16 protein-coding genes and 1 pseudogene are annotated in these 20996 nt (G+C 41.9%); 13 read left to right on the top strand and 4 right to left on the bottom strand.

Annotation, left to right across the window (positions count from 1 at the left end):
* Window positions 1-100: 100 nt before the first annotated feature.
* Entirely contained in the window at window positions 101-490 is a 390-nt protein-coding gene (locus tag JMX63_RS12780) for a DUF2237 family protein (RefSeq protein ID WP_201572757.1), read from the bottom strand.
* Between the two features lie 488 nt (window positions 491-978).
* Between JMX63_RS12780 and JMX63_RS12775 the strand changes: the two genes are divergently transcribed.
* The 13 genes from JMX63_RS12775 (at window position 979) to JMX63_RS12715 (ending at window position 17891) form a co-directional block, all read left to right on the top strand.
* Window positions 979-2277, top strand: coding sequence for an ATP phosphoribosyltransferase regulatory subunit (locus JMX63_RS12775; RefSeq protein ID WP_201572755.1), 1299 nt, complete (start codon window positions 979-981; stop codon window positions 2275-2277).
* A 198-nt stretch (window positions 2278-2475) separates the two neighbouring features.
* The gene (locus JMX63_RS12770; RefSeq protein ID WP_057759029.1) at window positions 2476-3765 is read left to right on the top strand and encodes an adenylosuccinate synthase; all 1290 of its coding nucleotides are present in this window, start codon (window positions 2476-2478) and stop codon (window positions 3763-3765) included.
* A 259-nt stretch (window positions 3766-4024) separates the two neighbouring features.
* Window positions 4025-4441, top strand: coding sequence for a lysozyme inhibitor LprI family protein (locus JMX63_RS12765; protein ID WP_101206216.1), 417 nt, complete (start codon window positions 4025-4027; stop codon window positions 4439-4441).
* Between the two features lie 422 nt (window positions 4442-4863).
* The gene (ndk, locus tag JMX63_RS12760; protein ID WP_057759031.1) at window positions 4864-5295 is read left to right on the top strand and encodes a nucleoside-diphosphate kinase; all 432 of its coding nucleotides are present in this window, start codon (window positions 4864-4866) and stop codon (window positions 5293-5295) included.
* 513 nt (window positions 5296-5808) lie between these two features.
* Window positions 5809-7038 (top strand): 23S rRNA (adenine(2503)-C(2))-methyltransferase RlmN, encoded by a 1230-nt coding sequence (gene rlmN, locus JMX63_RS12755; protein ID WP_057759033.1) that lies wholly within the window; start codon window positions 5809-5811, stop codon window positions 7036-7038.
* A 210-nt stretch (window positions 7039-7248) separates the two neighbouring features.
* Window positions 7249-8184: a type IV pilus biogenesis/stability protein PilW gene (pilW, locus tag JMX63_RS12750; protein WP_227673334.1), complete on the top strand. Its 936-nt coding sequence runs from the start codon at window positions 7249-7251 to the stop codon at window positions 8182-8184.
* Window positions 8181-8993, top strand: a complete 813-nt coding sequence (locus JMX63_RS12745; RefSeq protein ID WP_201572771.1) for a helix-turn-helix domain-containing protein — start codon at window positions 8181-8183, stop codon at window positions 8991-8993. The genes pilW and JMX63_RS12745 overlap by 4 nt, the downstream gene beginning before the upstream one ends.
* A 158-nt stretch (window positions 8994-9151) precedes the next feature.
* The gene (ispG, locus tag JMX63_RS12740) at window positions 9152-10267 is read left to right on the top strand and encodes a flavodoxin-dependent (E)-4-hydroxy-3-methylbut-2-enyl-diphosphate synthase (protein WP_101206213.1); all 1116 of its coding nucleotides are present in this window, start codon (window positions 9152-9154) and stop codon (window positions 10265-10267) included.
* A 123-nt stretch (window positions 10268-10390) separates the two neighbouring features.
* Complete coding sequence (gene hisS, locus JMX63_RS12735; protein ID WP_201572753.1) at window positions 10391-11680, top strand: histidine--tRNA ligase; 1290 nt, start codon at window positions 10391-10393, stop codon at window positions 11678-11680.
* Window positions 11681-11750: 70 nt separating this feature from the next.
* Window positions 11751-12545 carry a YfgM family protein gene (locus JMX63_RS12730; RefSeq protein ID WP_201572751.1) on the top strand — a complete coding sequence of 265 codons (795 nt, stop codon included), beginning with the start codon at window positions 11751-11753 and terminating at the stop codon, window positions 12543-12545.
* 146 nt (window positions 12546-12691) lie between these two features.
* Window positions 12692-13900, top strand: coding sequence for an outer membrane protein assembly factor BamB (gene bamB / locus JMX63_RS12725; protein WP_201572749.1), 1209 nt, complete (start codon window positions 12692-12694; stop codon window positions 13898-13900).
* A 393-nt stretch (window positions 13901-14293) separates the two neighbouring features.
* Window positions 14294-15715, top strand: coding sequence for a ribosome biogenesis GTPase Der (der, locus tag JMX63_RS12720; protein ID WP_201572747.1), 1422 nt, complete (start codon window positions 14294-14296; stop codon window positions 15713-15715).
* 205 nt (window positions 15716-15920) lie between these two features.
* Window positions 15921-17891 carry a sensor histidine kinase gene (locus JMX63_RS12715; protein ID WP_201572745.1) on the top strand — a complete coding sequence of 657 codons (1971 nt, stop codon included), beginning with the start codon at window positions 15921-15923 and terminating at the stop codon, window positions 17889-17891.
* A gap of 357 nt (window positions 17892-18248) precedes the next feature.
* On the opposite strand, the gene JMX63_RS12710 is transcribed toward JMX63_RS12715, so the two are convergent.
* From JMX63_RS12710 to JMX63_RS12700, 3 genes and pseudogenes are all read right to left on the bottom strand, one after another.
* Entirely contained in the window at window positions 18249-19415 is a 1167-nt protein-coding gene (locus tag JMX63_RS12710) for a D-alanyl-D-alanine carboxypeptidase family protein (RefSeq protein WP_201572743.1), read from the bottom strand.
* A gap of 500 nt (window positions 19416-19915) precedes the next feature.
* On the bottom strand, window positions 19916-20350 hold the full coding sequence (locus JMX63_RS12705) for an MCR_0457 family protein (RefSeq protein WP_057759051.1): 435 nt from the start codon (window positions 20348-20350) through the stop codon (window positions 19916-19918).
* A 542-nt stretch (window positions 20351-20892) separates the two neighbouring features.
* Window positions 20893-20996: pseudogene (locus tag JMX63_RS12700) on the bottom strand (IS1595 family transposase); the annotation flags it as partial.

Below are 20996 nucleotides of genomic sequence, written 5' to 3'. Positions count from 1 at the left end.
ATTATCATTTTCCATATACTTTCCTGTCATATAATAAAAAACTTCAATAATCCAAATATGTTGTGAACGCTGCTACGATTTTATCGTGTGCCAATACTAACTATAGGGCATAGCTTTTTAGCGTATCGATATCTACCAATGCCAATAGGCTCTCGTGACACGCTTCTAGCTTTATTTGTGGTGCAATATCGAAGTCCAATGCTTCAACCCAACGTAGCGCACAGATGCACCAATAGTCACCAGGTTTGAGACCAGGAAAATTGTATTCAGGTAGTGGGGTAATCAGGTCGTTACCGCGACTGGCAGAGAAGTTTAAAAACTCGCTGGTCATCTTGGCACAGACGGTATGTTGACCGACATCATGGTTGCCAGTATGGCAAAAACCATTGCGATAATAGCCAGTGATTGGATCGAAACAACAGCTGGCAAGTGCGGTGCCTAAGACATTGGTTTGGTTGATGGCAGGGCTTGGGTGGTAATCAGATGACATAAGGCTTCCGAGATAAAAATATGTGTTAGTGTATCATGAGTCGGTGTTGATGACGCTGCCGTAATCGCGCTCATTATCTTATGGTTAACAAAAAATAAACCTCTCGGCTATTTGCCCAATATTGAGCCAAATACATCAACGATGACCGTTACATCTGCTAAGCTAATAAGCAGCAATTGAACTGTAATTAGATAGTGATTGTGGCTAATTGTCACTAGGCGAACCTTGAGTGCTATGCTAAACTAAAGCATAAAGTGCCTTGATTATTTGTCGCAATTTTTTAGCGCATAAAGATACTCGTCTTATCATTCTAAATTATACTTATTATTCACCCTTTTGCGGTTACCTGGTTTGTTTATAAATAATTGGGTCAATGATGTTGCGCGTTAAAAATAAACATACACAGCGTCAATACCAAGCAAATCACCCTTTAAGTACCGCATCAGTACCGCGTTTTTGGTAAGCGATACGCCAAACAAGGATTTATTGTGTCTGTTAGTTCTGATTCTGCAAAACCTGCCCAGCCAAATTCTACCAACGAAACAGTGTCTCAGCCTGCTGAAAACAGTGCTGCACCCAATCGCATGCCATATTTGAGTAACTTTGGCAGTGATGTTGCCAATAGTTGGCTATTGCCTGATGGGGTGGTTGATGTCCTGTTTGAAGATGCGCATAAGCAAGAAGTGCTTAGACATCAGTTAATCGAGCAGCTTATTACTCATGGTTATCAGCTGGTTTGCCCACCGATGATCGAGTTTACTGAGTCCTTGCTAAGTGATGCGTCAGAAGATCTGAAACGCCAAACCTTTAAGATTATCGATCAGTTGACCGGTCGCCTAATGGGCGTACGCGCTGATATTACCCCGCAGATTTTGCGTATAGATGCGCATCATGGCGGTACGGGTATTGCGCGTTATTGTTACGTTGGTGATGTGATTCATACCTTGCCATCAGGTCTATTTGGCTCACGTACGCCGCTACAGTTAGGTGCTGAGATATTTGGCTGTGCATCACTAGCGGCAGATATTGAGCTGATAGATGTGCTATTTACGATGGTAAATAAACTCAATATGAGTGCAGCGCTTCATATCGATTTGGGTCATGTAGCGATATTCAAACGTTTGGCTGAATTGGCTGAGTTATCAGACAGTGATACTGAGCAATTGATGTATTTATATGCCAATAAAAACCTACCAGAGCTCAAACGTGTTTGCCGTGCTTTGCCAATGGGTGATGATTTTTATGTGCTGGCACGCTTTGGTCACGATATCGCAAACCTATTAGCCAAATTATCAGGTGCGGCGCAGCAAGACAGCCAAATCGCGACGGCAATTGATGAGCTACAGCGTTTGAAAAACTATCTACAAGACCAATGGCAGTGCCCAGTCAGTATCGATGTGACTGAGCTATCAGGTTATCACTATCATACTGGCATCGTCTTCAATGGTTATATCAATAGCGAAACTCAGCCACTCGTACGTGGTGGTCGTTTTGATGGTATGCAAAGCCAGACGCAAGCGTTACGCGCGGCCACGGGCTTTAGTATGGATGTCAGCCGATTGTTGGCTCATACACAATTAGATGCGCCAACCGTTGTCTTGGTTGATTTTGCCGCTTTGTCTAATGCCAATACAGATGAGATGCAGACGCTACTGCAACAAGTAGAGAGTCTACGTCAGCAAGGCTATCGCGTCACTATGCCATTAGATGCACAGGACAGTCCAAGTGATATTACGCATCGTTTGAGCATGTCCGACGACAGTCAGTGGCAGCTACAGACTATTTAACTGTCTGATAGTAGGCTATTGAATGGCGCACGCAGCCAAAATTATTCAGTACAGATTATGAGAACGCAAAATTATTCGTTAGATATCTCAGTGTTTCTATTTCATAAATCACTGAGATAAAAAGATATAGCTAAGAAAATCATTTTAATTTTCAGCTTTTATTGCACACACCTCAATACATAAAGGTAAGGATTGATCATGGGTAAGAATGTTGTAGTTTTGGGTAGCCAATGGGGCGACGAAGGTAAGGGTAAAATCGTTGATTTACTTACCGAAAAAGCCTCAGCAGTAGCCCGCTTCCAAGGCGGTCATAATGCTGGTCACACGTTGGTTGTCGATGGCAAAACCACTGTCTTGCATTTGATTCCATCAGGTATCTTGCGTGAAGGCGTCACTTGCTTTATCGGTAATGGCGTGGTGTTAGCACCTGACGCACTACTAAAGGAAATGAAAGAGCTAGAAGACAACAACGTACCAGTACGTGAGCGTCTACGTATCTCTCCTAATTGCCCACTTATCATGCCTTATCACGTGGCACTTGACCAAGCTCGTGAAGCCAAGCGTGGTTCTGGTAAAATCGGTACAACAGGTCGCGGTATCGGTCCTGCATACGAAGACAAAGTAGCACGTCGTGCGATTAAACTTGCTGATTTGTTCCGTGAAGATCTAGAAGAAAAACTACGTAACCTAATCGAATACCATAACTTCCAATTGACTGAGTATTATAAAGTTGAAGCGATTGATTTTGATGAGACACTTAAGCTTTGTAAAGAGTGGAAAGAAGAGATTAAAGGTATGGTTACTGATGTAACTGAAGACCTAAATCAATTACGTCTGGCTGGCAAAAACCTAATGTTTGAAGGTGCTCAAGGCACGCTGCTTGATATCGACCATGGTACTTATCCGTTTGTAACCAGCTCAAGTGTAACTGCTGGTGGTGTATCAACGGGTACAGGTATCGGTCCATTGTATTTAGACTATGTGCTTGGTATCACCAAAGCGTACACTACGCGCGTTGGTAGTGGTCCGTTCCCAACTGAATTGTTCGATGATGTTGGTGCTCATTTAGCCAAAGTTGGTCATGAATTTGGTGCAACGACTGGCCGTGCACGTCGCTGTGGTTGGTTCGATGCTGAAGCATTACGCCGTGCAGTAGTACTTAACTCTATGTCAGGTATTTGCTTGACCAAGCTTGACGTACTAGATGGTCTTGAAGAACTGCTAATCGGTGTGGGTTATAACCTACCTGAAACTGAGTGTGCAGGCGCGCATGATGCTGAATTCTACGAGTCAGTCACGCCTAAGTATGAAACAATGCAAGGCTGGAGCGAGTCTACCGTTGGTATCACTAACTATGATGAGCTTCCAGAAAACGCTAAAAAATATATCAAGCGTATTGAAGCATTGATTGGTTGCCCAGTTGATATTATCTCAACTGGTCCTGATCGCGAAGAAACGATCGTACTGCGTGATCCGTACGACGCTTAGTTTTTATTACAAACTTGATTAAATAGTTTTTAGTATTAATAAAAACCCCAATGCTGAGCGTTGGGGTTTTTTATGTGTGCTACTTCAAGAAATTGATTGATTACCTTGATCTTCAACAGTGTAAGAGTATAGGGCTACTAGCTATAATGTCATCTAAAAATATCATAAATAATGGATATACTGACATTATTTTGGCTTAATTAAGTGTAAGATATTATAGACGGATTTGGTTTTATCAACATACAAAAAGGAATTTGCTATGACAACGAATACGCTTAAATCCACGATTCGCAATACCTCTATAGCAATAGTTACATCCGCAGCTTTCATGTTGCCTATGTTTGCTTGGGGTGCAGAAAACTGTGACAAACCAAACAATGACTTTGATGGGCTATATTGCCTGACGAAAGTATACTTAGAAGCAGATAAAGAGCTTAACAACTCTTACAGTAAATTGAGTAAACTCCTAAACAAACAGCAAAAAGCCACGCTTAAACGCGGACAATTAGCGTGGATGCGCGAGCGCAACGACCAATGTAGTTATAACGATGGTGATGGTTTCTTTGTCAATATGAGCTGTGCCACCAATAAGACAGCTAATCGAGTTAATTTTTTGAATGAACGTGTGCGTGAATGCAATGCAGGTAGTTGTCGAGACAGTCGCTTAGATGATTAAATGTTTTGATTGGTAGTATGTATTAGCAAAACTCTTAGCAAGGTGTGTTGAGGGTTTTCTAATCATTAATAATGATATAAATACTCTATAAAATCAGTCTGGTAGCTATAAGTGATAAATATGAGTAGCGATAAGGTAAGTAAGTCGATAGCTCATGCATCTGTTGTTGATGAGTACTTAACTTGGATGTAAGTAAGATACTGTTATAAATTTACTTTTATGCAAGGTATGGTCATAAATTAACCCTATCATTTATGGCCTTAATCATTATAATAGGCAGCAATCCGATGTTGGCGCTTATGGTTATACACTGATATACCATGAGTTGTGTAAAACAGTCCAAGTCAACATTGTGGCTAAAGCTAAAACAACGCATTAATTTTTCATATTTTATTGAATTTATCATTTATTAGGAGCTTCTCATGGCTAACGAACGTACTTTATCTATCATCAAACCTGACGCAGTTGCTGGCAACCACATTGGCGCTATCTATAGCCGTTTCGAACAAGCTGGTCTAAAAATTGTTGCAGCTAAAATGCTACAACTTGATGATGAAAAAGCAGGCGGTTTTTATGCTGAGCACGCTGAGCGTCCATTTTACAACGACCTAAAATCTTTCATGATGTCAGGTCCAGTATTGGTATCAGTACTAGAAGGCGAAAACGCTATCGCTCAGCATCGTGAAATCATGGGTGCAACTAACCCAAAAGAAGCTGCTGAAGGCACTATCCGTGCTGACTTCGCTAGCAGCATCGACGAAAACGCAGTACATGGTTCAGATTCAGCTGAATCAGCAGCACGTGAAATCAGCTACTTCTTCAGCGATGATGAAGTTTGTGCACGTACACGCTAATATAGTAAACCAGCTATAAGCTTTTACGGCATTCGATTTGTTTGAGGTAACTGCTATAATAAGACAGCTACGATTTAGACTGATCTTACCTGTATGAGTTTTATACTTGATTGACTATAGACGAATTATTTACAGCATTTATTGTTTATAATTGGTTTGCGAGACGGCTTATATCTTATGGGTATAGGCCGTTTTAGCTATTATAATAATCCTATAGTCCAATAATTACTAAACTGCTAGGGCGTTACCCTCCTTAGATGTACTACTTGTACAATATGCAGTCGGCTGCCTTGTATCCGCTTTAGAGTTCTATAATTATATTATTCATTGAAATTCTTAATGACTTGCCTCATTATTGATTTTACTTAGCGTTATCAATCCCTTATCAGCATGTTTTCATTAATTCGAAAAACTGCGCTCATAGCGGATTGCTCATGCACCCATGTATGTATGGCAAAGCCCATATAAATAATTGCACCGCTTATCTAAGCTTCTGCAAAAAGGTTACCTATTATGTCAACTGTTCAAGCACCTACTCAGCACGTACCTGCTAAGATTACTGATAGCATCAAGCTAGTAGATGAGGCACATGCTAAAACCAATCTATTGGGTATGACGCAAGCGCAACTGGCTGATTACTTCAAGAGTATTGGCGAAAAACCATTCCGCTCAACTCAAGTGATTAAATGGATTTATCAGCATGGCGTGACAGATTTTGAGCAAATGACCAATTTGAGTAAGTCATTACGAGATAAGTTATCGCTTAATGCTTGTGTAGTACCGCCCAAAGTGATTCATCGTCAATATAGTGATGATGGTACGCGTAAGTGGGTATTTGAAGTCACTGGTGGCTCATTGGTTGAGACGGTGCTTATCCCTGCAGATGATAGCAAGTTAAATGGCCGTAAGACATTATGCGTGTCTTCGCAAGTAGGCTGTGCACTAGACTGTAGCTTCTGTAGTACGGGCAAGCAAGGGTTTGAGCGTGACTTAAGTGCGGCTGAAATTATCGGTCAGTTATGGGTCGCTAATGCGTCATATATGACAGATGAAAATGAAAGTTTAGAAAACGTTGATCATAGCCTATGGGAAAATAACGTCACCAACGTGGTGATGATGGGCATGGGTGAGCCGCTATTGAACTACAAGCCTGTCGTAGGCTCAATGGAGTTGATGCTAAGCGACCATGCTTATGGATTATCAAAGCGTCGCGTCACGTTATCGACTTCTGGTGTCGTCCCGAAAATGTATCAGTTAGCGCAAGACATCGACGTGGCATTGGCCATTTCCCTGCATGCGCCAAATGATGAGCTGCGTAATGAGTTAGTACCAATTAACAAGAAATATCCATTAGAAGAGCTGATTGCAGCGGCAAAAAACTATGTTTATGATGTCAATCCACGTCATAAGAAACACGTTACAATCGAGTATGTGATGCTTGATGGCGTCAATGATAGCAATGAGCATGCCCATCAGTTGGTTGCGCTATTAGAAGGGTTACCAAGTAAGATTAACCTTATTCCGTTCAACCCATTCCCACATGCACCGTATGATAAATCAAGCAACAACCGTATTCATGCGTTTAGTAATATATTGAGCGAAGCAGGTTTTGTTTGTACGATTCGTCAAACACGTGGTGATGACATCGATGCTGCTTGTGGCCAATTGGTTGGACAAGTGGCCGATCGTACTAGACGCTCAGCCGCATGGCAGCAAAGTATCAAAGATCGTGAAAGTGTTTAGTAGTCTTTGAGAGAATAAGCGTTATATATGACTGGTATAGCGTTTTAGCTGTCTTTTGTCTGTCGCAATGGTAAGAAAATGTAGCAATGACTGTCAAGATTGCAGAACGCGGCAATTAATAACAACTAAATTGTACTTATCGGGGTTAAATCTATTAAACTGAGGCCTCGAAGATCGAACGCATTGAATCCCAGTTTTATGATGGCGGCTATGATGACTTCTAAAAATTCTTGTCAGTTCAAATATCAAAAATCATTTTCTAAGTTTTATAAGCATTCGAGTATCAGTGCTGCCCAAACCGCTTTGCCAAAGCGTGCAGTCCTGTTGGCAGTGTTTGGCGTTCTTGTATTAAGTGGCTGTCAGACCACCCCGACTAATGATTTGCTAGGTAACTCTCCTTATCAAACATCTACGCGTGCTAGCAATGATCGCAATTTAGATCAGCAGGAAATCGCCCGTGTGCGTACCTCACTTGCCGCGCAATACATCCGAAAAAATGAGCTAGATACCGCGCAGCAGCAGCTTGAAAAAGCCTTTGCTGCCGATAGCCGTTATGCGCCAGCCTATGATATGATGGGCGTTCTGTTGCAGCAAGAAGGCAGCCGTATCAACCTAGCCAAAGCTGATGAATACTTCAAAAAAGCAATCGCGCTAGATAAAGACTTTGTACAAGCACACAATAATTATGGCGTGTATCTGTCACAGACAAAGCGTTACCGTGAAGCAGCAGAACAGTTTGAGATTGCAGGGGCGACGCTAGGCTATGAAGGCCGTATTGGCGCGCTAGAAAACCTAGGTCGTACTTATCTACAGTTAGATGATAATAGTGCTGCTTCAAAAGCATTTTTACGGGCACTTGATGGCAATCGTAATAGTATTATTGCTCATATCGAACTGGTAGATTTATTGCTCAACCAACAGCGTGTACCGCAGGCTCAGAGACTGTATGATGAGACGCTGATATTGGTGCAGGGGCAGGGTATTAGCCCGCGCTTGCTCTTACAAGGTATCAAGCTTGCAGCAGCACAAAGTAATATAACAACGCGCCAGCAATTGGCACAGCAGCTTTTATCCGCTTATCCGCTAAGTGATGAAGCAAAACAACTTAAGACTTGGCTTAACAATCCAGAGGCACCATGGAAATGATTACCCCATCATCTAACACTCAATCTAACGCTCAGGGATCATTTGGTGCCGTGTTGCAGCAAGCCCGTAAAAACAAGCAAGTAACTTTAGAAGCAGCGGCGGCTGAGCTGTTCATTCTAAAGCGTCATCTAGAAGCATTAGAGAGCGAAAACTTCGCTGAGCTACCACAGGCTGCATTTGCTCGTGGTTTTGCGATTAATTATGCCAAATATTTGGGCTTAGATTCAGCAAAAATCGCTAGTAGCTTCGATGCTGCCTATCCTAATGAGTTGAAGGCCAAATCAGCCAGCAATATCGATACGCCGCTGCGCCCAATGGGGACTTTGCAGCGTGATACTCACAACCGCATCCGCTTTAACCCGCTATTGATCGTAGGCGTTATCGGATTGATTATCTTGGCGGTGTTCCTATTCCGTATGGTGAGTAACGCTAGCAAAGAAAACACACAAGAGCCTGTATCAGCTGTTGAAGACATGTCAGCGATAGAGCAAGCGCAAGGTGCCGCCATCAATAGTGATGCAAGTGGCGTTGGTGCTTCTGGCTCTGCATTGAATCTAGGTGATGCTGCAACGACTGCTAACCTAAACCTTGTATTGACAAGCGACGCTGTGGTTAGTATCACGGATGCTTCTGGAAACAGTCTGATAAATGGTTCTCAGTCTGCAGGTAATTATGACTTGTCAGGTATGCCACCGTTTAATGTGCAGATTGATAATATCGACAATGTTAGCTTGATGCTCAATCAACAACCAGTTGCGTTAGATACGTATGCAACAGATAAGCAAGCTACTTTTGAATTGGCACCATAGTCAGTTGCATAAGCGCCAAATTTAAATAAAGCACTCATATGTTTGGATGAAGCATCCATGTGTTTGAATAAAGCGAATATGTGTAGGCTGATTTAGCTGGTTTATATTATATGTACAAAGGCCTAGGGCTTTTCTATTTTTGATTCAAGGATTTATGTATGTCAATGCCATCGCCTATTAATCGTCGTCTGACCAAAAAAATCTATGTCGGTGATGTCGCGGTTGGTGGTGATGCACCAATTAGCGTACAGAGCATGACCAACACTGACACCTGTGATGTAGCAGCAACGGTCGCTCAAATCGAGCGTTGTGTCGAAGCAGGTGCAGATTTGATGCGCGTATCAACGCCAACGATGGATACGGTCAAAGCCTTTGGTGAAATTCGCAAACTGGTAAGCGTGCCTTTGATCGCTGACGTGCATTTTGATCATAAAATCGCTTTGGCCGTTGCTGAAGCGGGCGCTGACTGCTTACGTATCAATCCCGGTAACATTGGTAGCGATGCCAAAGTACGTGAAGTAGTCGCTTGTGCCAAGTATCATAATATTCCGATTCGTATTGGCGTCAACGCTGGCTCTTTAGAAAAAGACATACAGCGTAAGTATACTGAGCCAACTGGCGAGGCAATGCTTGAATCGGCAATGCGCCATATCGACATTTTAGAGCGTCTTAATTTTGACCAGTACAAAGTATCTGTCAAAGCCAGTAACGTGTTTTTGACACTGGATGCTTATCGTTTAATATCAGCGCAAATTGATAATCCATTACATTTGGGCGTGACGGAAGCGGGTGTCTACCGTACGGGCGCTGTTAAATCTGCTATCGCGCTAGGTGGATTATTGCTAGATGGTATTGGCGATACCATTCGTATCTCATTGGCCGCCGAGCCTGAAGAAGAGATTAAGATTGGTTTTGATATCTTAAAATCGCTTAATATTCGCTCGAACGGCGTAAACTTTATCGCTTGCCCAAGTTGCTCGCGTCAAGAGTTTGACGTGATTAAAGTAATGACAGCGTTAGAGTCGCGCCTAGAAGATATTCGTGAACCGATGAATCTATCTGTGATCGGCTGTAAGGTCAATGGTCCAGGAGAAGCAAAAGAGGCCGATATCGGTATCGTTGGTGCTGCCCCTAGATCACTGGTCTATCGTATGGGTGAAAAAAGCCACCTTATTGATACAGGCAATCTGGTCGATGAAATAGAAGGTATGGTTCGCGCCCATGCAGAAGAGTTGGCGAAAAAACGTGAGAATGAAATCATTCGCGTAAAATAAGCCATACATTAGATTGATACGTTAAGCTATATCGTCATAGCATCAATTAGATACAACGCTTATTTAAGTACATAGAAAACAATAATAGAATACCTGTTAAACATTTAAGGATACGACCTTACCATGATCAAAGCTATCAAAGGTTTTAATGATATTTTACCTGACCAATCAGCAAAGTGGCTGCATTTAGAAGCGATATTGGCTGATGTACTTGGTAGGTACGGTTACGAGCATATTCGCTTGCCAATCGTTGAACAAACGGATCTGTTTGCCCGTGCTATTGGCGGCGCGACTGACATCGTCGAAAAAGAGATGTACAGCTTTACTGATAAATCTGAGCCGCCAACGCCGTTAGCGCTACGTCCTGAAGGCACAGCTGGAGCAGTACGCGCAGTTATCGAGCACAACTTGCTACGTGGGGACACGCCTAAGCTTTGGTATATCGGTCCGATGTTCCGCTACGAGCGTCCGCAAAAAGGCCGCTATCGCCAGTTTCATCAGTTAGGTGTCGAGAGCTTTGGTAGTGCATTACCAGATGCTGATGCTGAGCTGATTGCTATGACTCATCTGATGTGGCAAGAGTTAGGTCTTAACAATGAGATGCGTTTGCAACTAAACAGTTTGGGTGAGCTGGATGAGCGCTATGCTTATCGCGAAGCATTGGTTACTTATTTGACTGATAAAAAAGACCAGCTAGACGAAGACAGCAAACGCCGCCTAACGACTAACCCTTTACGTATCTTGGATAGTAAAGAGGCGAGCACGCAAGCAGTATTGGCAAATGCGCCAAAGCTTGCTGACTTCTTGGGTGAAGAGAGTGTGGCGCATTTTGAGCAGGTCAAAGCCTATCTGACTGCGCTTAATATCGATTTTGAAATCAATCCGCACTTAGTACGTGGCCTTGATTATTACAATAAAACGGTATTTGAGTGGGTAACAGATAAGCTTGGAAGCCAAGCTACCGTTTGTGCGGGTGGTCGTTATGATGGGCTAGTCGGGCAATTGAAATCAATCGGTACAGATGGCAGTAAACCAGTCAAATCTGAGCCTGGTGTTGGTTTTGCAATGGGGCTTGAGCGTTTATTGCTACTCATAGAAGCGGTTGCGCCGATTGCTGATATACCTGCTTGTGATGTATTCGTTGTGGCCCATCCTGAGGTATATAGTGCTGGTATAAGCTATGCACAGAACTTACGTCATAGTCGTCCAGATGTACGAGTGAAGATGGCCAGTGCCACGAGTCTAAAAGCGCAAATGAAGAAGGCAGACAAGTCAGGCGCGGCATTGACAGTTATCATCGCCCAGCAAGAGCTGGATGATCATACGATTAGTATTAAAGATATGCAGACCGGTGAGCAAAAGACAGTCGCCCAAGATTGGCTATCAAATAAAGATAACTTTTCTCGTCGCTAGTCAATTTTTGACTAATCAGCTTTGTTTGTCGCACTAGCAATTTAATGTAAATTTTATCAGGTAAATATATATGGCTCTGACACCTAATTCGCCGAATGCAGATAACTCCATGCAAGCGCTAAAGCAATATGGTAGTTATATCGTTACTGCGATTTTGTTAGCACTGGCCGCCTACTTTGGTTGGACATACTGGCAAAACAACCATGCGCGAGTAGATACCGTCGCCGCCGATCAATATGCTGATATTCAGCAGCTAAACGAAGAGGTTAAATTGGCCTCGCAAAACCCAGATTTAGAAGCAGAGGCTCAAGAAGCACTTACCCAAAGTCGTAGCCAGCTAGACAAAGATATTGATACTTTGGTCAGTACGCACGGTGAGTCGGTTTATGCATGGCAAGCGCTAATGATAAAGGCACGTCAGCAAGTAGACAATGATGACTTTGCAGCAGCGACTGAGACATTCAAAAAAGCATTGGCCATCGATTTGGGTGATGCTGGTCTAGCAGCGATTACTCGTTTACGCTATGCAAAAACGCTGTTGGCCGCAGGTGATACAGATGCTGCACTATCAGAAGCAAACAATGACATGCCAAGCTCGTTTGAAGCAAGTCAGCAGGAGCTGCTAGGAGATATTTATTTAGCACAAGACAATAAAGATTCAGCGATTAAATCCTATAGCAATGCGTGGGAGCTATTACGTAGCCGTCAAGAAACGCGTGCAGTATTGGCATTAAAGATGGAAAGCTTAGGTATCACGGCTGAGCCGATTGCTGAGCAAACCAGTCTTATTCAAGAGCCATCTGCTCCTGAGCCGTCGCTAGTGATGGATACCTCGAACGAAGTCGCTGTCGAAGCAGGGCAGTAAGTCAGTAGGCTAGATATTAAGTCAGTAGTATAGTATTGAGAGTTGGTAATCATCCAAAGCTCTTTTTTAATATAACCTAATGATTACTAATTTGCGGTTGGCCAATTTACCAATTAATAATAATTTATCTGTAGTGAGAACATACAATGACTCAATCTATTCGCTCTAGCAAAATGTTAAACACCAAGACTATCAGAAAGACAGTCATGCATGTGGCCGTACTGGCAGTAATGAGCACGGCAGTGATTGGATGTAATCGCGGTATTAAGCCTGTGGTTAATGATCCGGTAAAATTGGTACAAATCGCTCAGCCGATTAGCGTACTACAGCCTGTTTTCAGTACCGATGTTGGCAATAAAAAAGCCAGCAAAAAAGATCCGTTAGATTTGCAAGTTGGCTATGCCAATGGTCAAATCGTTACTGCATCACGCGGTGGTGAGCTGTCAGGGTTTAATAGTGCAGGCGAGCGCGTATGGTCAATCAATGTTGACGACCAAATCACCGGCGGTGTTGCAGTAGATGCATTGAGCCAGACAGCTATCGTTAGTACTCGTGGTGGCAAGGTCATGGCGTTTGATAGCACGACTGGTGCAAAACGCTGGCAGCAGCAGTTATCAGGTTCGGTTTTGACGCCAGCACTGATTACCAATAATCGTGTGGTATTATCAGCAAATGATGGTTTCTTACATGGTCTGTCACTACAAACCGGACAATCAGTATGGCAGTTCGCAACTCAAGTACCTGCTATCAGCGTTCGCGGTAGCGCTGCGCCAACTTTATTAGACAATGAGACAGCGCTTTTGGCCACAGCTGATGGTCGCCTGCATGCAATTACTGTCGATAATGGTCTTCCGCTATGGTCAAGACGTGTTGGCGTAGGTGCTGGTAGTAGTGAAGTTGAGCGCATGAGCGATGTCGATGGCAAACCTATCTTAGATAAAAATCAGTTATTTGCGATCAGCTATAGTGGTCAGCTATTAGGTATTGATTTGGCCTCGCGTCAGGTAATGTTCGTCAATGAAATTGCGAGTCTCAAATCACTGGCGGTAAACACTCAGCAAGTTATCGCTACCAGTTTAGATGGCAAAGTAGTTGCTTATGACCGCAACAGTGGCGAGACACTCTGGGAAAGTGACGAATTGGCTTACCGAGATCTTACCAATCCTGTGATGATTGGCAACTATATTGCCATTGGTGATTTTGATGGCGTAGTGCATTTGTTTGACCCTGCTACGGGTAGCATCGTTAGTCGTGTAGAGACAAAAGGTGCGTTGACCAACTTGCAAGTCCAAGGTAGCCGTTTAATGACTCAAAGTACGTCAGGACAAGTTGCTATCTGGCAGTTAGTGCGCTAATAACTATATAGATAGGTGCTTATAGATAATCAACGAAGTGTAATATTTCACTATAGCCCTTAAGCCTATTCTTGATTATCATTTATAAAACACAAACGCTGCTTAGTCAGCGTTTAGTGCCTTGTGTAAATTGCTTGTTTAAACACAGGCTTTCGCGTACTCTATGCGACCGATGTGCTATCCATATATACTACTTATTTATGTATAATAGGTATTATGAAGCCATCCTATATACTATTTTTAATCGTAAAATAGCCATCTATTATTTTTGCTATTGTTCTATCATTCATTTTAATTCACGGTCAATTGCAGCATATCTATTACTATTGTTATGTCACTGGTTATAAGAATAACTGTACTGCCCGTCATTGTGCCTTTCACTGAGAGTAACCCATGAGTATCAAGCCTGTGGTCGCCTTAATTGGTCGTCCAAACGTCGGTAAATCCACCTTATTTAATCAGTTCACAAAAAGTCGGCAGGCATTGGTCGCTGACCTTTCAGGATTGACTCGTGACCGTCAGTACGGTGATGCAACTTATGAAGATAAATCTTTTATCGTTGTAGATACGGGTGGTATCGGTGAAGCTGACGATGGTAGCGGTAATATTGATGACTATATGTCTGAGCAGTCGCATACAGCAATCCATGAAGCAGATATTATTGTATTCGTCGTTGACGCTCGTGCCGGTATGATTGGCGCTGATGCTGAAATTGGTAAGTTTTTGCATACGTTAGGCAAGCCTGTCTATGTTGTTGCCAATAAAGTCGATGGCGTACATGATGCAGCACCTGCTGAGTTTTATGCATTAGGATTGGGCGAGCCATATCCGATGGCAGCCAGTCATGGTCGCGGTGTGGGCAATTTGCTTGAAGTGCTAACGGCTGATATGCCTGAGCAAGAAAACATAGTAGAACCAAGAGGCTTGAAGCTCGCCATTATTGGTCGTCCAAACGTTGGTAAATCGACGCTCGTCAACCGCCTGCTTGGCGAAGATCGAGTAGTGGTATTCGATATGCCAGGCACGACACGCGACAGTATTTATATTCCTTATCAGCGTGAAGGCAGAGACTATGTCTTGATTGACACCGCTGGTGTACGTCGCCGCGGTAAAATCGATGAAAAAGTAGAAAAGTTCTCTGTCATCAAGACCTTGCAAGCGATTGAAGATTCTAACGTAACCGTGATTGTCATTGATGCTCATGAAGGTATCGTGGACCAAGATTTGCATATGATTGGTTATGCACTTGACGCTGGACGAGCGTTAGTCGTTGCGATCAATAAATGGGATGGTCTAACGCAAGATCAAAGAGACTATATCAAGCTTGAAATGGATCGCCGTTTTAGCTTTATTCCTTATGTAAAAATACATTTGATTTCAGCATTGCATGGTACAGGCGTCGGTAATTTATATCCGTCTATCTTACGTGCGTATAAATCTTCGATGTTTGAAGTATCAACCAACCGTTTGACTCAGATTTTGCAAGATGCGGTAACGGCCAATCCGCCACCGACCGTTGCTGGTCGTCGTATCAAGTTGCGTTATGCGCATATTGGTGGCCACAATCCACCCGTTATTGTTATTCATGGTAACCAAACCAGTTCGCTTCCTAAGAGCTATCAGCGTTATCTAGAGAATCAATTCCGTCAAGTGTTTAAGTTAGAAGGCACACCGCTTAACGTTATCTTGAAGCAAAACGACAATCCATATGCTAACAAGAGCGACACGCCGACTAAAGCTAAAGCTCAGCAATTGCGTCAACGTGAGCGTAATAGATCACAGAAATTTACTACCAAAGATAAAAAGCCTCGTTAATTCTCGTATTTTAGGCGTTATATCTTTAGCTTTATGATTAATGTCATCGCGTTCGATAGCGCGATGACATTTTTCTATTAATACGCTATAGTTTGGGCTTATAAATAGCTATCTTAGTTTCAAAAAATACTCAAATGTTTTACTTATCACATCTTTAAAATACCTGTACTATAAATGAAAGCTGCACGCGACTCAGTAGAGTGATATGAACAACCGTTCGTCTCAAACCATCCCCGTACTTATCTGGCGTTCTGTCATACAAGCTGTCGTATTGGCAGTGCTGGCAGGTTTTTTATTGCCTTTTCTTTATGGTTTAGTGCATCACTATCAAGAAAAAGAACAGCATATTCAGCAATTGGCATCGCTACTAACGACTAGCGCATCGACTGCAGATGGGGCAGATGTTGTGGCTGAACAAGTCAATATCTTGTTAGAGAATGAGCCGACTATTCAGAGTATTGTTTTCTATTCAACTTCTGAGCCAATTGAAGATATAGACCAGTCGCTTGCTGATTGGAAAAATGCTTTATTTGCGCATACGGTCAGTTTCAACTATCCAGTGATTAGTAAAGACCTTGATGCCAGTAGTATCGCGTCCAATAAGTCCGATTCCAATCAACAGTTAGCACTGACTTTATCAAACATTATGAGCGAATCGTCAGCGCCAGATGAGGTGACTGATACAGTTACCGAAAATAGCACATTGATTGGTTATATTAATATTACGATAGATGTAAAGTTGCTACGTTTACAGTGGTTCCAAAATATCCTGTGGTTATGGCTAACAACAGTTGTGCTGATTATTATTTTTGCTTTTTACATTTTCCGAAAACTTAATTGGCCAGTTAAAGATATTGAAGTGTTAACTGATGTTTGTGCCATTGTCATGAACAACGCAAATCTAGAGCAACTGCCAGTCATTCCGCAGCAATTCAATTTTCAAGAACTAACCCAAATCAAAAAAGCATTAATTGTGTTATTTAATCGTTTACAAGAAGCACGGCAAGGTTATGAAACCCTTGCAGCCTTTGAACAGCAATTACACAATAAAGATATGTCACTTGATGTGCAATTGCACAATTTTCAAAGCATGATTTCTCATGAGTTAAAAACATCATTGAATGCAATTGTAGGTGGTTTGCAACTATTGGATCATGAGGCTCTAAACAGAGAGCAAAAAGACGCGGTAGAGATTATCAGTAGTGGTAGTGATAAATTGGTATTGTCGTTAGATCATATTATACAGTTGAACCAGATTCAAAAAGGCCAGATAAGAATTCATAAAAATGAGTTTAACCCATTACAGCTAATCGCTGACCTATTAGCTAAGTTTGAAAGTACGGCTACGCAAAAAGGGTTAGAGCTGATTAGTAATATTCATCATATAGACTATAGCCTGTACGGTGATTCAGAAAAAATACATCAGATACTATCGATACTGCTCAACAATGCGATTAAGTTTACACCTGTCGGAAAAATTACGATTACGTCGCAACTGACACATTTTAATAAGAGTAATCGCTGGCAGATTAGCGTAAAAGATACGGGTATTGGTATTGATAAGGAACACCTAGACGATATATTTAATCCGTTCTTTCAGGTAGATTCGTCGCAAACTCGCCAGTACGAAGGCTCAGGGGTTGGCTTACCTATTGTTAGACAAATGGCGCAGCTTATGGGTGCTACGATTGATGTTGATAGTGTGCTTGGTGTAGGTACACAGTTTACGCTGACCATAGCGATGCCCAATCAACAGCAATCAAAACAGCAGCGCTTATTGTCTGGTCTAACGATTATTTATTATTACTATCATGAGACAGGCTCCTTATTAAATGAACTGGAATATCTAGGGGCTACGATTATTTGTTGTCAAGGTAACCAGCTCGTCATAGAGGAGATGCGTAAGCAGAAAGTTGACATGGTGATGTTTGGTGAAGATGTTTTCCCGGAAAAAGCTGCGATGCTAGCCAAACGTATCCGTCAGTATGAAAGCGATGAGGGCAGTAAGAGCGAGCATCGTGCGTTATTGGTATATTGGTATCCACAGCATCGGGCGCGCTATGTAGGCAGCTTTGAGTATGGTTTAAAAGCAGCTGGTATTGACTATTGTCATATTGCTACTTATAAGGACAAAGCGTTAAGCGACTTATTAAAACAATGGTTGGTTTGGACGTAGAGCTGTTCTACCAAATCCGTGTTCCTAGTTAGGTTCATTTTATTAGGTAGCATTTTTTATATTTTCTACTTTTCAATATCGAAGCACTTTTAAAATAAAGTAGGCATAAAAACAAAAAAGACGCCCATTTTGAGGCGTCTTTTTTTAAACAGTTTTTAGGGCGTGTCTTCAATTCACCCGATAGTCATCTAAATGGGCTAAAAATGGCTAAATCTTGCCAAACAGCGTCAAATAGCTGGTTAATATCCCGATATTATCTGCGCTATTTTTCTTGTTTGACGGCAATTTATCTCATTTTTATCACCATTTTTGAAATGAAGACACGCCCTAGCTAAAATTACTTTTTAAAAGTTTCTCTTAGAAAAGATTCTTTACCCAGCGTACGATATGTTCCCACGTACGGCTCATAAAGCCTGACTGTTCGATATCATTGGTTGCGATGATAGGAACAGAGGCTACTGCTTTACCATCGATTACAGCCATCATTTTACCAACTTCCTGACCTTTTTTGATTGGTGCTTCTAAGCTCTCAGGAATATCCACCACTGTGGTGATTTTATTTTTCTGGGTTTTGCTGGTTAGAATTTGCAAGTTGTCGCCAGTTGCCAGTTCTACCTCGTCAGCTTCTCCAAACCATACTGGAAGCTTGCTAACGAACTGTCCAGCAGGCGCCTTGGTAACCGTTGTAAAGTGACCGAAACCCCAGTTAAGTAGTTCGCGTGACTGATCGGCGCGAGCTTGTTGGCTCTTGGTACCCATAATGACAGAGATTAGACGCATGCCTTCACGGTTGCTTGATGCAACCAAGCAGTAGCCTGCCGCATCAGTGTGGCCAGTTTTTAGGCCATCAACGGTTGGGTCAGTAATCAGCAGAGCATTACGATTACCTTGGGTAATACCATTATAAGTGAACTCTTTTTCTGCGTAGATACTATAGTAGTCGCCGCTGTTTTTGATAATAGCACGAGCAAGTTTAGACAAATCTAAAGCAGACGCTAAATGACCTTCATCAGGCATACCCGTAGCATTGACAAAGTTAGAGTTCTCCATGCCAATCTTTTGTGCTTGTTCGTTCATCAATATTGCAAATGAGGCTTCGCTACCAGCAATATGTTCAGCCATGGCTTTCGATGCATCATTACCTGATTGAATAATAATACCGCGTAGCATATCGATGACGCTGGCGGTTTTGTTCACAGGCACATACATACAAGATTGGCTGCTGCTACCACGGCACCATGCGTCTGGACTCATCAATACCTGTTCATCTTCTTTCAGGTCGCCTGATGCTAAGCGTTGCTCAATGATATAACTGGTCATCATCTTAGTCAGAGATGCTGGCGGCAGCGCCTCATTGGCGTTCTTTTGAGCCAAAATTTCGCCAGTGTTATAGTCCATCAACACATAGGCAGTATTGTCCATTTCAGGTGGTTGAATGGCTGCGTTTGCCACTACTGCACTCATCGAGATACTTACACCAACTACCAGCTGTATCAGCTGATTTTTTACACGCTTTACTGTCATATATCATTACACCGCATCATGGAACCAAATGTATCTATCGCTTATGTTTTGTACCTATTTCCATACATTATTTTAAGCAGCATGTCTTAAATGCAGTGTTTAAAATAATGTATCGATGAAAATAGTAACGCCTACACAATAGACATAAAATTAACGCCTTATCTTAGCAAAATGACTACCGATGGGGAATCGATAAATGCAAAAATAAGGCAAGTTTGAAAAGAAAAATGAAGGCCTATCATATATTTGTTGTGTCTATCATCTGACCAGTCTCTGTAATAAAAATTTAACGCTCACAAAAAAGCCTGCTGCACTGCTTGTGAATAACAAGTAAAGTGACAGCAAGCTTTGATGCTACAGATATCTAGAAAATCAGTTGATAATATTTGCTTAATTGATGTTATAAAGAGTACATAGCTTTTATTTTATTATCATTGATACCAATATTATTAACACATTAAGCAGAGGACGCTAGTTATTGAATTAAACTAGCTAGTTGTCTAATAATCCGCGTTTGCCAAATCTTCACATAGTGCTTTGTTTTCTTGCTTTGAGAATCCCATCGTCCAACTACGAATACCTTGTAGTATCTGGCGGTAGTCTTGCTGTGTAGATAGGTATTGAATAGCCGCTTTTGGATCTTCTAGAGAAGGCATTAGCTCATGCAGCTGTACAGTGTACGACTTATAGAACCGCTGTTTTTGCTTACCATTTAGCATTGGTGGGCATATCTCTGATAGTACCTGCATCACCGCAATTTCGTGCTTAGTGATATTGATGCCAGACATGTCTAGCGGAATGGTAGTGCCAGAGTTATTCGCAGCATTAGAAGCTTGAGACAGCATAGCAACAGACGTTATCAGTCCTGCAATCCCAACTTTTGAGGCAGTATTTGCTATCACAGAAGCTATAGATAATATCGATTGTTTATTCATTCAGTATTACACTCGCTCGTCTTTATTTAATGGTCATATGTTAATCGGTAAAAAAACAAAAGTCACATAAAATATTGATTTATGTGTAGATATCTTGTGAGCCAACACCATTTTTTAGCAACATATCAGTAGCATACCCTAATGACGTTACTTCAGTATCAGTACATCGGTTTGTATTGTTGTGGGGTGTTGCGTATTGTAACGCGATGCTTAATCTACTGGTTGTTATTCGTTTGATACAGATCTTTTTACGCTACTTTCATCGTATAATTATCAGCATAAGAAGAACACGATACTTTGCTAACGACAGGGTTCGTGTCTGTATATTATTCAGTTATAATCGCCCATGCTATCAAAATGAATATTTTTCTCTAGACTGAGGCGTCATGCCGTTGGAGAATTAGAGTATCATGTTTTTATTTTAGATATGAGCATCGTATTTTTATGCCATATCTTGAACAGACATGGCACGATAGCAGAATGATCAAATAGAGATGTAGAAAAATCGGCAATAAAATATTAGGGGCTGTAGTAGATAAGGATTAAATATCACACCATTTTCTCAAGGTTTTCAGCTGATTAGATGGTGAGCCATAGTTGAATCTAAACTCGCACTCTTTTAAAAACAAATGGAAGTTCTTCTTAT

The organism is Psychrobacter nivimaris, from assembly GCF_904846365.1.
Lineage (GTDB): Bacteria > Pseudomonadota > Gammaproteobacteria > Pseudomonadales > Moraxellaceae > Psychrobacter > Psychrobacter nivimaris_B.
The sequence above is the reverse complement of the archived record's forward strand: the minus strand, read 5'-3'. Positions and strand labels throughout refer to the sequence as shown.